Annotated in this window: 10 protein-coding genes; 4 read left to right on the top strand and 6 right to left on the bottom strand. The window is 62.8% G+C overall.

Annotated elements, in window-relative coordinates:
* Positions 1-9 precede the first annotated feature (9 nt).
* The 3 genes from prfB to hrcA all read right to left on the bottom strand — a co-directional run bounded on the left by prfB (position 10) and on the right by hrcA (position 4,990).
* A protein-coding gene (gene prfB / locus HKD28_RS13245) for a peptide chain release factor 2 (RefSeq protein WP_194268715.1) occupies positions 10-1,141 on the bottom strand; the annotation gives its coding sequence in 2 pieces (ribosomal slippage) (positions 10-1,071 and positions 1,073-1,141; 1,131 coding nt in all).
* A gap of 39 nt (positions 1,142-1,180) precedes the next feature.
* Complete coding sequence (locus HKD28_RS13240) at positions 1,181-3,811, bottom strand: penicillin-binding protein 1A (RefSeq protein WP_194268714.1); 2,631 nt, start codon at positions 3,809-3,811, stop codon at positions 1,181-1,183.
* Between the two features lie 108 nt (positions 3,812-3,919).
* Positions 3,920-4,990: a heat-inducible transcriptional repressor HrcA gene (gene hrcA, locus HKD28_RS13235; protein WP_194268713.1), complete on the bottom strand. Its 1,071-nt coding sequence runs from the start codon at positions 4,988-4,990 to the stop codon at positions 3,920-3,922.
* Between the two features lie 83 nt (positions 4,991-5,073).
* Between hrcA and rph the strand changes: the two genes are divergently transcribed.
* The 3 genes from rph (at position 5,074) to HKD28_RS13220 (ending at position 7,789) form a co-directional block, all read left to right on the top strand.
* Positions 5,074-5,796, top strand: a complete 723-nt coding sequence (rph, locus tag HKD28_RS13230) for a ribonuclease PH (RefSeq protein WP_194268712.1) — start codon at positions 5,074-5,076, stop codon at positions 5,794-5,796.
* Entirely contained in the window at positions 5,796-6,392 is a 597-nt protein-coding gene (gene rdgB / locus HKD28_RS13225) for an RdgB/HAM1 family non-canonical purine NTP pyrophosphatase (protein WP_194268740.1), read from the top strand. Before rph ends, rdgB begins: the two co-directional genes overlap by 1 nt.
* A 173-nt stretch (positions 6,393-6,565) precedes the next feature.
* Positions 6,566-7,789: a cation:proton antiporter gene (locus HKD28_RS13220; protein ID WP_194268711.1), complete on the top strand. Its 1,224-nt coding sequence runs from the start codon at positions 6,566-6,568 to the stop codon at positions 7,787-7,789.
* On the opposite strand, the gene HKD28_RS13215 is transcribed toward HKD28_RS13220, so the two are convergent.
* A complete protein-coding gene (locus HKD28_RS13215) occupies positions 7,790-9,169 on the bottom strand; it encodes an amidohydrolase family protein (protein ID WP_194268710.1) in 1,380 nt (459 codons plus the stop codon). It abuts the gene before it with no gap.
* 122 nt (positions 9,170-9,291) lie between these two features.
* Complete coding sequence (locus tag HKD28_RS13210) at positions 9,292-11,109, bottom strand: ABC transporter ATP-binding protein (protein ID WP_207729003.1); 1,818 nt, start codon at positions 11,107-11,109, stop codon at positions 9,292-9,294.
* Between the two features lie 198 nt (positions 11,110-11,307).
* Here HKD28_RS13210 and nth point away from each other — a divergent pair, with 198 nt between their 5' ends.
* On the top strand, positions 11,308-12,006 hold the full coding sequence (gene nth, locus HKD28_RS13205; RefSeq protein WP_194268709.1) for an endonuclease III: 699 nt from the start codon (positions 11,308-11,310) through the stop codon (positions 12,004-12,006).
* Positions 12,007-12,017: 11 nt separating this feature from the next.
* Here nth and HKD28_RS13200 read toward each other — a convergent pair whose 3' ends face one another.
* A complete protein-coding gene (locus tag HKD28_RS13200; protein WP_328750568.1) occupies positions 12,018-14,219 on the bottom strand; it encodes a ComEC/Rec2 family competence protein in 2,202 nt (733 codons plus the stop codon).
* Positions 14,220-14,266 lie beyond the last annotated feature (47 nt).

Raw genomic sequence — 14,266 nt, 5'->3', positions numbered from 1 at the left:
TAACAGGACTTACTGGGCCGAGGCACTGGCTTCCGATCGGGTCGCCCCCACGCTCTGCGCCAGCGAGGCCGACATGAAGTCGTCCAGGGCACCATCGAGCACCGCGCCCGGATTTCCCTTCTCCACACCCGTCCGCAAGTCCTTGACGAGCTGATAGGGCGCCAGAACGTAGGACCGGATCTGGTGTCCCCAGCCGATATCGGTTTTGGAGGCTTCCGTCTGGGCGGCAGCGGCTTCGCGCTTCTGCAACTCGGCTTCGTACATTCGGGCCCGCAGCATTTCCATCGCCTTGGCGCGGTTGCGGTGCTGCGAACGGTCGGTTTGACAGGCCACCACGATCCCGGTCGGGATATGGGTGATCCGGATGGCCGAATCCGTTTTGTTAACGTGCTGTCCACCCGCGCCCGAGGCCCGGAACGTATCGACGCGCAGATCCGAATCGTTGATCTCGATCTCGATCGAATCATCAACGACCGGATAGACCCACACAGACGCGAACGACGTCTGGCGACGGGCCGCCGCATCGAACGGCGAGATCCGAACCAGACGATGCACACCGGCCTCGGTCTTGAGCCAGCCATAGGCGTTCGGGCCGCTCACCTGAATGGTCGCGGACTTGATACCAGCCTGCTCGCCTTCACTGCCTTCGATGAACGTGACCTTGTAGCCATGCTGCTCGGCCCAGCGCGTGTACATGCGCAGGAGCATCTCGGCCCAGTCCTGAGCTTCCGTGCCACCGGCGCCCGCATTCACCTCGACGTAACAGTCATTGCTGTCCGCCTCGCCCGAGAGCAGGCTTTCGATTTCGCGCTTGCGGACGTCTTCGGCAATGGCGCGCAGGGTCTGAACGGCATCCTGAACGAGGCTGTCATCCCCTTCCATCTCCGCCAGTTCGACCAGTTCGAGCGTGCCTTCGACCTCGGCTTCGATCTGCTGGACGCCTTCGATCTGGTTGGCAAGCGTCGTGCGCTCGCGCATCAGCTTCTGGGCAGCGTCTGCGTCGTTCCAAAGGTCGGGGTCTTCAACGCGGTGGTTCAGTTCCGCGAGGCGTGTTGTTGCGACATCCCAGTCAAAGATGCCTCCTCAGCAGTGCCACCGACTGCTTGATCTGGACGGAAAGGGCCTCGGTTTCGGCCGACATAGTGTCCTCCACTCATAAGGGGGGTCTGTTCTGGTGGCCTTAGTATAGGCCGCCCACGCCGATGTCACCATCGGACGGAGCAGGTTTCTGGGCCTGTCCCGGCGCTGCGGACGACCCGGTTCCGGACGTGCCGCCTCCCGGCTGGTCCGGCATCTGGGCCATGCCGCTTTCGGAATCCGAAATCACGCTGTCCGCGCCCGTATCGGCGGCAGTCAGGGCTTCCGTACCAGCGCCGAAGCCATGCAGCTCAACGGACGCACCCGGAACCTGATCGGTCTTGAAGCCATCGACGGCCGAAATGCGCCCCGTGTCGTAGCTGGCCAGCGTAATACCGTCCGGCACACGGAAGTCGAGCTTCGGACGGCTGGCCAGAGCGACCTTCATGATCTTGTTCCAGATCGGCCCGGCAATGCGGCCACCATCCGAATTGCGGCCCAGCGTCTGGGGTGTGTCGAAACCAACCCAGACCACCGTGACGATATCGGGGGAGAACCCGGCAAACCAGGCGTCATGGAAGTCCTGACTGGTCCCGGTCTTGCCCGCGATAGGACGATCGATACCAACACCCGCCATACGGCCAGTGCCCCGGGCGATCACGTCCTGCATCATCTTCACGATCTGGAACGTGCTCTGCTCGCTGGCCAGCGTCGGACGCGCGTCGGTCAGGGACGGGACAGACACGCTGCCGGGTACGGGCGTGGCCGAGACGGGAGTGGGCGCGGCGGGCGGTGTCGTACCATCGGCCGGTGTTCTGTCCGTGGGAGCAGGCTGTTCGCTGGGCGGAGCCTGCATGGCAGTGCCGAGCTTCAGCCCCCCCGCCTGCCACAGCACGCTCCCGGAGCGGTCCTGAATGTCATCCACGAGGGTCGGCGTGACGATATGTCCGCCATTGGCAATCGTGGCGTAGGCCGCGGCCTCACGCATGACGGTGGTTTCGACGGCGCCGAGTGCTGCGGGCAGGACATGCGGCATCTGCGCCACGAGTCCGGCGCGGATAGCCGTATCCGCGACCGCTTTCATGCCGAGATGGGCGGCGACACGGATCGTGACGAGGTTGCGGCTTTCGCGCAGCGCGTCATGCAGCGTCGTCGGGCCCCAGTTGTCATGTTCGTAGTTCTGCGGATGCCAGTCGCCATAGGAAATGGGCGAATCGTCGAAACGCTCGGACGGGGAAATCCCCTGTTCCATCGCGGCAAGATAGACGAAAGGCTTGAAGGACGATCCCGGCTGACGCAGCGCCTGCGTGGCCCGGTTGAACTGGCTTTCATGGAACGACCAGCCGCCGACCATCGCCAGAACGCGGCCCGTACGCACATCCAGCGTCACCGCCGCCCCTTCGACCTGTGGGATCTGACGTAATGCCGCCGAACCGCCTTCCTGCGGTTCGATCATGATGACGTCCCCGGCACGCAGCGGATGCGCCCGCCGCGCCCAGCCGATATCGGTCGCAAGGAGCGCGCCTTTGCGGGGGCTGCCGTCCTCGATCCAGCCAATATGCGTGCCACCCGGCAGCACAACCGCCAGACGCCACTCGCGCAGCATCCCGCCGGGCGGCGTGACATGATCGAGCGCACTCTCCCAGCCGTCATCCTGAATATCCGGCAGGTTGCGCAACGGCCCCCGCCAGCCACTATGGGCGCGGTCGTAATTCATCAGCCCTTCATGCAGCAGACGCGTTTCGGTGGTCTGAAGGTTCTGGTCCAGACTGGTATGGACCTCCAGACCACCCTGTGCCGCACGGTCCTGACCATACTGGGCGATCAACTGACGGCGGACTTCCTCGCCGAACCATTCGGAATCCGGCAGAGGTCCAAAACGCTGCTTCTGCTGCGGGACCAGCGGCTCCTGCTTTTCCTGATCGGCCTGCTCACGCGTCAGAACGCCAGCCTCAACCATCAGGTCCAGCACAAGGTTGCGGCGTCCCATCGCGGCCTGCGGATGCAGGAACGGATTGTAGTTCGTGGGCGACTTGGGAAGCGCTGCGAGGGACGCGGCTTCGGCATCATCAAGCTGGTCGAGCGGCTTGTTGAAATAGCTCTGCGCGGCCGCGGCGACACCATAAGCGCCGTTCCCGAGATAGATGCCGTTCAGGTAGATTTCGAGAATCTTGTCCTTGGACAGCACCTGCTCCATCTTCATGGCGAGCAGAGCTTCCTTGATCTTGCGATCGAGGCTCACGACGTTGCTGTTAAGCAGCATGACCTTCGCCACCTGCTGGGTGATGGTCGAAGCTCCCAGCGGACGGCGGCCATGACGCGCGAAAATGTCCGTCAGGCCCGCACGGCCGATCGCCATAAAATCCACACCGCCATGCGTGTAGAAATTATGGTCTTCCGTGGCGATGAAGGCATTCTTCACACGCTCGGGGATGGCGTTGATCGGCACAAAGATCCGGCGTTCGTTCGCCAGTTCGGCCATCAGACGGTCATCGGCAGCATAGATGCGGCTGACGGTCGGCGGCTGATAGGCGCGCAGGCTGTCCACGCTGGGCAGATCCGCCACCAGCTTGGCATAGGTCGTCCAGCCCAGAATGCCCGCCCCGGCCACGCCCACAAGCCCCACACCGGCGATGATCGCCAGGGACTGCCGGTAGCGGCGAAAACGGGGAGGGCGTGGTGGCGTGGCGCCCGGACCTTGAGGGTTACGGGAGCGGAGAGAGCGTCGCGTCATGCCCCCTGCATAGCATTATTCCGCCCCTTCCGTCGCCCCGTCTAAACAAGGTCATTTCATGAAAGAGGCGTAACCCCGGGACCATCATCCCGACACGTTCAGCAGCCTTCAGCCAAGCAGACGACCAACCATCCGCGCCGTGTAGTCCACAACAGGCACGATCCGCCCGTAATTCAGACGGGTCGGGCCGATCACGCCAATCGCCCCCACGATTTTCTGGGCCTCGTTACGGGCAGGCGCCACGATCATGGACACGCCCGACATGCCGAACATGCCGCTTTCACGCCCGATATAGATCCGCACCCCTTCGGACGCATCGGCCAGTTGCAGAAGCTGGAGCATGGTCTCCTGCGTCTCCAGATGGTCGAACAGCATGCGGATCGTCGTCAGACGCTCGATTTCCGTGATGTCGGCCAGCAGCTTCCCCTGCCCTTTCACGAACAGCGTCCCCCCGTCGGCGTCCCATGTCGCAAGACCGCTTTCGATCACACTGGCTGTCAGGGCGTCGAGTTCATGGCGGCTGGCATCCATTTCGCTGCGAACCCGCTCACGCAATGTGCCGAGCGTCAGGTCTCCAAGGCGAGCGTTCAGATAGTTCCCGGCCTCGACGAGAGCGGAAGGCGGCACACCGGGCGGGGTCTCGATGATGCGGTTCTCAACCTGCCCGTCCGAACCCACCAGAATGACCAGAACCCGCCCCGGACCAAGTGCTACGAACTCGATATGCTTGAGCGCGGCATCCGATTTCGGCGCGAGCACGAGTCCGGCAGCGGAAGACAGACCCGACAGCAGGGACGATGCTTCGGAAAGAATGTCCTGATAGGACCGCCCGTGAATATCGAGGCGGCTGTCGATGCTGGCGCGGTCTTCCTCCGTCAGCGCGCCAAACTGGAGCAGGCCATCCACAAACAGACGCACGCCCTTTTCGGTCGGCAGACGCCCGGCCGAAACATGCGGGCTGAACAGCAGCCCGGCCCGCGCCAGATCTGCCATGACATTGCGGATCGTGGCCGAAGACAGGGCCGGTTGGAGGCGCTGGGCCAGCGTCTGGCTGCCGATGGGCTCACCCGTTTCGACATATTCCTCGACGATTTCACGCAAAATCGCGGCTTCACGATCTCCCAGACCGTGCGGCATCGGGATGGAAGGGCGGAACAGGGGAGGCTGTGGTCGCATCATGGTAAACCCACTGTCGGGGCTGGATGGGTCTGCGTCAAACGCGCTAGAGGCGGGACATATTCTTCCACGGGATCTTTTTTGACATGACTGACACCGCACGCAAGCGTCCCTCCGGGCGTGCGCCGGACGAAAACCGTATTGTTTCAATCGAAACGGGCTTTGCCCGCCATGCCGAAGGCTCCGCGCTCATCCGCGTAGGCGGCACGGAAGTCCTGTGCACGGCCACGGTCGAGGAGCGTGTTCCGGCGTTCCTGCGCAACAGGGGACAGGGCTGGATCACGGCCGAATACGGAATGCTCCCCCGGGCGACGCATCAGCGCGGCCAGCGCGAAGCGGCCAAAGGCAAGCAATCCGGCCGGACGCAGGAAATCCAGCGACTGATTGCCCGGTCGCTCCGGGCCTGTGTGGATCTGAAAAAGCTGGGAGAGCGCACCATCACGCTCGACTGCGACGTCCTGAACGCGGATGGCGGCACGCGCTGCGCCTCCATCACGGGCGCCTGGGTGGCACTGGCGATCGCGCTGAAGACAATCAAACGCTCACAGGCCCTCACGGCTCAGGTCGCAGCGGTCTCATGCGGGCTGACAGAGGCGGGAGCCGTTCTGGACCTGGACTATATCGAAGACAGCAGCGCGCAGGCCGATACGAATTTCGTGCTGACCGCGGATGGTGGCATCATCGAAATTCAGGGAACCGCCGAAGACAAGCCGTTTCAGGAGAGCGAATTTTTCGAACTCCTCCGACTGGCAAAGCTCGGCACAGCCCGACTGTTCGACGCCCAAAATCACGTCCTGGAGACTGCATGATGCGGACACTGTCCCGAGGCTCAAAAATCGTTCTGGCCAGCCATAATGCCGGCAAGCTGCGCGAATTCTCCACCCTGCTGGCCGAGAGCGGGATCACCGTCATCTCAGCCGCCGAACTGAACCTCCCAGAACCTGAAGAGACGGAAGAGACATTCACCGGCAACGCCGCCATCAAAGCTCTGGCCGCGGCCCGAGCATCAGGGCTGCCCGCGCTGGCCGATGATTCCGGCTTCTGCGTCGCGGCGCTGGACAACCGGCCCGGCGTCTATTCCGCGCGCTGGGGCGGCCCGACCAAAGACATGCAGATCGCAATGAACCGTGTGCATCAGGAAATGGGCGACAGTGCCGATCATCGGGCCTTTTTCGTCGCAGCCCTGTGTCTGGCTTGGCCGGATGGCGAGACCCGGACCGTACAGGGCGAATGTCACGGCACGGTCGTCTGGCCCCCACAGGGCGATCATGGACACGGTTATGATCCGATGTTCGTGCCGGAAGGCGGAAACCGGACCTTTGCGGAAATGACCGAAGCCGAGAAAAATGCCATCAGTCATCGCGGCCGGGCGCTGGAGCAATTCCTGAAGAATTTCATCGCCTGATGACTGGAAAAAACCCGGACTTTCCAAAAGAAAATTCCGGGTTTTCATTCCTTTTAAAAACAGTTCTTTGAAAACAGAAACATAGAATTATTTATTACATGGAAATAAAAAATTACCCCAATTTTTTTGATCCATGTTACCCTGACCGGACCTAAAACAAAAAAGGGATCGTCATGGGGAATGTGACAGCACTGTTTGCGGATGCATTTATATTTGTCCTCGTTCCGTGGGGACTGTGGCAACTGCTCAGGCGTTCCATTCCCATTGCCATCCTGCCCATTCTGGTGGGCATTGTTCTGGCGGTCCTGCATTTTCCAGCGTCAAAGGTCGGTATTCCCTCGCTTTACGGCGATTATATCGGCTGGCTGGCCGTTCTGGTTCTGGCGTTCACCGCCGGGCTGGAAATGTGGCAGAACCCCACCCATTCCCCCGAAGCCGAAAACCTCCCCTCCCCGACGCTGGGTCGCCTGCTGGGCGGAGCGCTCGTGGCGCTGGGCGTTCCGTTCGTCATCGGCACCATTCTGGTCAAACTGTTCTTCCTGCCACTGCATGGCTGGCAGGCCCCACATGGCAATAGCTGGATCGGTGCCATGTCGATCGGACTGTGCATTTCCGTCAGTGCGCTGCCGGTTCTGATCGGGATCGTGCGTGAACTGGAGCCTGTGTACCGCCCCGTCGGACAGCTTGCTCTCAAACTCGCAGTCGTGGACGATGCGGCCCTCTGGATCGGGCTGGCCATCCTCCAGTTCGCGGCACGCGGATCGGATGCGCTGCATGGCTGGACCGGATTTGAAGGACTGGCCGTCCTGCTTCTGGTCGGCATGGCGCTCCTCAGCAGCTGGGCCACGCGGAACCTGAAAAACCCGCCGATCTGGATCATCTGGGCCGCTGTTCCGGCCTATCTGGCCGCCGGGTCCTGGGCGAGCCACGAACTGGGGCTGCACGAACTGATCGGCGCCTATTTCGCAGGCGCGCTCATGCCGCCACGCTGGGTCCGTCGCCTGCCGGTCGAAGCTGTGGGGACGTTCTCGCTGATCTGGCTGGCCCCGATGTTCTTTGGCCATAGCGGATTGCGGATCGACGGCGATGCGCTGACATGGCCATCCGTTCTGGCCTCCCTGCTGCTGGTCGTCATTGCGATCGTCACGAAAATCCTTGCCGTCTGGATTTTCCCGCCTGCTCCGGGCCTGACGAACCGTCAGGCGCTGGGCATCGGCTCCCTGTTGCAGTGCAAGGGGCTGATGGAAATCGTGGCGGCGACCATCCTGCACGCGCACGGCATGATTTCGGAATTCGCCTTTGCCTCGCTGATGGTTCTGGCCGTGATCTCCACGACGCTGACCGGGCCGATGTTCCGACTCGTCTCGGGACGTTCGCGCCCCGAGGCTACCGCATAATCAGTCCTTCGAACGGACGGGGCCGTGGCTGACCAACGTGCCCCGCTGCCAGACCTGATCAATCTGATCCACAGCGCCGATGTTCTCATCCGCATTGCCATCCACGATCAGCAGATCCGCCCGGCGGCCGGGCGCAATCACACCACGGTCTGACAGATGCAGCAGGGCCGCGGCATTGCCCGTGGCCAGACTGATGGCCTGCACGGGGGACAGCCCGGCCTGCACCGTCAGATACAGCTCACGATGCTCGGCAAAGCCGGGAATACGGGTCGGTGCGGCCCCGGAATCCGTACCGAAACCAACCTTCACCCCCGCCCGATACAGAACGGCGAGGTTCTTCTGATTCACCGACAGCGCGTAGTGCGAGGCCTTGGTCAGAGGCTTGGCCAGTGTCTCCGCGCGCCATTTCGGGTCTGTGAACTGACGACGCAGGGCCGGGTCCATACTCGCCAGAACGAACGGATTGGAGAGCAGCTCCGGCTGCTCGGCATAGAGATAGTTCGCCTCGTCCAGATCCAGCGTCGCAATATACCATGTGCCCTGACGAAGCATCGCCGCGATCAGATCATGATCCACTGGCTGGTCCCGCACGCCATGCGCGAGAATATCGGCTTTTGCCGCCACGATGGCCTTGGCGACAGCAAGATCGTGGATATGCACCGCAACCCGCGTGTCATGCTGATGCGCCTCGTCGATGACGGCCTGATAGATAGCGGGCGGCAGCATGGGATAGGTCTTGCCATCCGGGACATCATTGCGGAAGTCGTCCACCCAGAGCTTCACCAGATCCGTGTGTTCCGCAATCATCTGGTCCACGTCCTTGCGCGCTTCTTCCGGCGTGGTCGGACGGAAGACCTGATCGGGACCAACGCCTTTGACCATGGCGGCCGGGGGCACACCATCCGGCGCACCGATCCCCTGATCCACGCCATACAGATCCGCCCCCGGATTACGGCCCTCATGCTGTTCCTGACGCAGCGTATCGAACAGCGGAGAACGGTTCAGACCCAGCGCCGTGACGGTCAGGACGCCATAATCCGCATACTGCTTCATGGCGGCGAGAATATTGGCGCGGGTATAGTTGTCGCGGCTGGCTCCAGTGCCTTTCACGAGGCCGACATGACTGTGATCGCTGATGAGAGCGGGCATCAGCGTCTTGCCCGTCAGATCCACATGCCGGGCATCGGCGGGAGCCGGGATGCCGACCGAAAGAATCACGCCGTTGTCGATGACCACCGTGGCGTCCGGCTGCGCCGAGGCCCCGGTCCCGTCAATCAGCCGCGCGTGCTCGAACGCGACCGGCTCTGCCAGCGCATTTCCGATACTGAAAGCGGCAGGCGTTGCGAGCAGCAGGGCGGTGAAAGCGGAACGAATGGTCATGCGGCGGTCTCCTGTCTGGCTCCCGCCGAGCTTCTTTATCGGGCATCCTGTGCTCCGGGCGGAAACGTCCTTGAAGGACGAAACGCCCCCAAACCGGGAAAGATGCCAATTTCCTTCCGGCCTCAGCCCTCCAGAGACTGAAGCTCGAACAGGCGGCGATAGATCCCGCCTTCGCGCGTAATCAGTTCGGCGTGCGTTCCGTCTTCTTTCAAAGCGCCCTGACTGAACACGAGGATGCGGTCCAGTTCCATGACCGTCGAGAGACGATGCGCCACCACGATGACGGTCCGATTCTGCATCAGGCGACGCATCGCGTCCTGCACAAGGGATTCGGACTCGGAATCAAGGCTGGACGTCGCTTCGTCGAAAATCAGGATGGGTGCATCGGCCAGAAAGGCGCGGGCGATGGCAATACGCTGGCGCTCGCCGCCCGAGAGCTTCACGCCACGCTCGCCGACCATGGTTTCGTAACCCTCGGGCAGCCGCTCGATGAACGGTGCCGCGTTGGCCAGACGGGCAGCGTCTTCGATCTCGGCACGGCTCGCATCGGGGCGCGCATAGGCGATGTTTTCCGCAAGCGTGCGATGAAACAGCACCGGTTCCTGCGGAACAATGGCGATATGCGCGCGCAGGGAGTCTTGCGTCACATGCGCGATATCCTGCCCGTCCACCACGATCCGCCCGCCATTCACGTCATAAAGACGCTGAAGCAGCTTTGTCAGGGTCGTCTTGCCCGAGCCGCTCGGCCCGACAAGCGCCACGCGGGAGCCCGGCGCGATGTCGATGCTCAGGTCGTGGTAAAGCGGTTTGACCTGCCCCGGATACTGGAAGTCCACATGCTCGAAATGGATCGCGCCTGTCGTGAAACGCGCCGTCTGGGCATCGTCTGCGTCCTGAATGGCGGGATCGCGACGGAAAATCGCCACGAGTTCCTCCATCTCATTGACCGAACGCTGCACCTGACTGACCTGCTGCCCCAGATCGCGCAGATACCCCTGCACGAGAAACATCATGGTCAGAACATACGCCACATCCCCCGGACCAGCGTTCCCTCCCCACCACAGCCAGACAGCCAGCCCGATCAGCAGCATCCGCATGGCGAGCGAAGCCAGAGCCTGAAGATTGGCGCTATTCGTGCCCCGGACCCATGTCGTCAGTGTGCGCTGACGCCAACCCCGGATGATGCTGTCGAGCCGGTCGTCCTCGCGGTTTTCCGCACCGAATGCCTTAACGACCGGATTGCAGGTCACGGCATCCGCCATGGCCGCACCCATTTTCGTGTCCCATTCATTGGACGCGCGGGCCGTCGGCGCCACATAGCGCAGGGTCAGCAGGATGGAGAGCGTGGCGAACAGCACGACCGAAACCGCCAGAACCGAACCCATCAACGGTGAGCGAAACATCAGAACCGCCGTCGTCCCGCCCAGAACCAGCACTTCCGGCGCGATCAGGAGCAGGAGCGTATCGTCCAGCGTATCAATCGCCCAGATCCCACGCGTCAACTTACGGACGGTCGAACCGGCAAAATTATTGGCATGCCAGTCCGTCGAGAAGCGCTGCACCCGATCAAACGCCTGATTGGCAACGCGGTGCATGATGGCAAGCGTGAGATGCGAAATCCCGATGAAAGACGAACGCCGCCCAAATAGCCCCACCAGCCCGAGGACGATCAGCCCCGCGACCATCAACCCCGCATCATCGCGCAGATGCAGCAGTTCCGAGGTTTTCTCCACAGCCGGGCCTGCGGCATGGCGGGAAATATCCTCCACCAGACGGCCCGCGAGAACCGGTGTGCAAACATCGGCCAGCGTGGCGAGGGCAACGCCCCCAAGCGTCTTGGCCAGCAGAAGAGGATGGTCACACCAGCGGCTGCAGACGAAAGACAGGACGTCCGTGAAGGACACCTCCTGCTTGCGGCCCTCCTGCTGCTGGCGACTCATGGGAAGAGGGGTATCGGACACGGTATCAGGCACAGGGCGCTCCGCCGTCTGCCGGTCTGCGATGTCATGCAGAACAGGCCACGGTGTAATGGCATGGGGTGTGATGGCATGGAGTTTTCAGAACTTTGCCGTATCTTGCTGTGTGTCCGGACCAGACGCAACACACCCCCGGCAACACACCCTCTTGGAGTGCCCGTCATGACCGATGCCCCCGCAACCGCAAAGCGGGCCATGAGCAAGGCGGCCGCCAAAGCCTTCATCACGGCACTGGCCGAAGCCAATCCCGATGCGGAAAGCGAACTGGTGTTCCGCAATCCGTTCGAACTTCTGGTCAGCGTCGTGCTGTCGGCACAGGCGACGGACAAATCCGTCAACAAGGCGACGAAAGGCCTGTTCGAGGAAGCCCCCGACCCGACCTCCATGGCAGCGATCGGCGAAGAGGGCATTGCGCGACATATCCGCACCATCGGCCTGTGGCGGGCGAAAGCGCATAATGTGGACCTGCTCTGCCACCAGTTGCTGGAGCGTCACGGCGGACAGGTCCCCTCCGACCGGGCCTCGCTCGAAGCGCTGGCTGGTGTGGGGCGCAAGACGGCAAATGTCGTGCTGAATGTCGCATTCGGCGCGGATACGATGGCGGTCGATACCCACATCTTCCGCATTGGTAACCGCACCGGTCTGGCCCCCGGCAAAACCGTGCGACAGGTCGAGGACGGGCTGGTCGCCCGCATCCCGAAAGACATGCTCCGCCCGGCGCATCACTGGCTGATCCTGCACGGACGCTATGTCTGCAAGGCCCGCGCGCCCGAATGCTGGCGCTGCCCGGCCACGACATGGTGCCTGTATCCAGACAAACGCATGGTAGCCCCGTCCACACGCAAAACAGCCACGGCCTGAAAATTCAGGCCTTACTCGGACTGAGCCAGAGGCAGGTTCGGCATGCCGTGCCAACCCACGGGCGGCACCCAGAGCCGGTTTCCACGCCAGCTCCGATCCGAAACAATCGTAAGGGCACGCCCGGCGAACACGGCATAAGCCCCGTCGCGCCAGACCGAAAACCGGTCGATGGACGGCACATCCGCGCAGCCTTTACGGGCGGGAGATGCGCTGATGAACAGGCTCACCCCGTCGCATTGCCGCGCATCCGGGAGAATGGCGCCATCCGATGAGTCCCGGGGACGCAGCAGAACAGTCTGCGCCTCGACGCTGATCCGGCATAAACCAGCCAGACAGTCCGGCGGCAGAGGCGCCACCGGAAGCGCCAGAGCCTGCTGCCAGTCTTCCAGCGTGCGGCGTTCCAGACCGGAATGCGGACCGACCAGCAGAACGTCCGGACGGCGCACCGCCATCAGCCCCGCATCCGCCGACACGAAAATATCCGGTTTCGGGACCAGCCAGATCGACGCCACCCCGATCGCCACCGGCAGCAGACCGACCAGAGAAACCCGGCCTTTCCACAGGCACAGAAAACACAGCCCAAGCATCACGAACAGCAGCCCCCAGCCCGGCATGGCCGGAACAGGCTGATGCGCCATCGGAAACGCCGCCACCCGCTCCGCCAGCGCCTGCACGATGCGGATGCCCACGCCCATGAGTTTCAGAAACGGCGCTTCGGCATGAAACGGCATGGCAACAAGCGCCAGAAGCCCAACCGGCATGATCCAGACAGCTGCAAGCGGCACGGCCACAAGATTGGCCAGCACAAACCACGGCTGAAACGCCCCGAAATGCGCCATACTGACCGGCAGCGTCGCCAAGCCGGCGAGAAGACTCGTCAGCGTCAGGGCCGCGCCATAGGACGCCACAACCCTGTACCACTTCCCCTCCCCGCGCAGCCGCATAAGCGGCTCACGCAGCACACCATAGCCCGCAATCAGCCCCATCACGGCGGCGAAAGACATCTGGAACGACACATCCACGACCGACACCGGCGAAACCAGCAGGATCAGCAACGCCACAATGGACAAAGACCGCATGGACAGGACACGCCGCCCGGTCACAATGGCCAGCGTCACGAGGCTCGCCATGCCCAGTGCCCGCAGGCTGGGCAGATGCGCCCCCGTCAACAGCACATAGCCCGCCCCGGCCAACAACCCCGAAACGGCGGCGATCTGCCGACAGGGCCAGCGCAGGGCGACATATTCAATCGACGCCAGACCACACCGCAGCGTCACGATCACAGCCGCCATTACGAGCCCCAGATGCAACCCCGCCACAGCAAGAAGATGCGCCAGCCCAGATGCGGAAAATGCCTCCCGCGTCTGCTGGTCAATCCCTCCGGCTTCACCGGCCAGAAGCGTGGCGGCAATGGCGGCGGTCTGGTCGGGCAGCACAGCTGCCGTGCGGAACGCGACAGCCTCGCGCAGGGTCTCGATCCATGAAGCCCGGACCGCTGCGCCTGAAAGACTGACTGGCCCCAGCGCATAACCGCTTCCCGCCAGTCCCGAAAACCATGCCTCGCGCTGAAGATCGCGTCCGCCGGGCCATGACGGCGGTGGCGGCGGCCGCAGCATCGCGCGCAGACTGATCGTGCTTCCCGGCTCGGGCAACAGATCGTCATCGTCCCGCAGGCGAATATGCAGCGTCCGGCGCAATGGGGCCATTCCGGCATCAACGGGCGTGTCGAACACGGCATCGGCCAAAGTGATGCGATGGCCGTCATCTTCGTCATCATTCCGGGGCGGTAGGATTTCCAGCGACTGTACGCGGCCCGTCAGAACGGTGGCATGGGTCGGCAACACCGGCATGGGCGGCTGAATCCAGGCTTGAAAAGCCAGATCACCAAAACCAGCCGCAAAAGCAAGCAGCGCAAACCCCAGCAGGCGCGGAAACAGCCGCTGCCAGCCCCACCGGAGACACGCTGCCCCTGACAGCCCCATCGAAAGAGTGCCAAACACAACAGACAGGATGGAAGGCTCAAACGGCAGGACGAGATAGAACACGGCCCCCAGCCCGACTGCCACCGGAAGCCAGCAGATCATCTGCCGCCCCTGATCCAGCATAGACCGGATCAGGGGCGAAGGCAGCTTCGGCACAAGGTCGAGGCCTTCTTCGCGCTCCAGTAGTTCGCGCGGATCAAGGTCCGGGACGGAAAGGGGTTCTGTCTTCACAAACAGAACCGTAACGGATTTTTCCGCAGGACGCGCCTCCCCGATTA

The organism is Gluconobacter cadivus (assembly GCF_015244745.1).
Taxonomy (GTDB): Bacteria; Pseudomonadota; Alphaproteobacteria; order Acetobacterales; family Acetobacteraceae; genus Gluconobacter; species Gluconobacter cadivus.
Note: the sequence above shows the minus strand (reverse complement) of the source record. Positions and strands in the feature narration are given on the sequence as shown.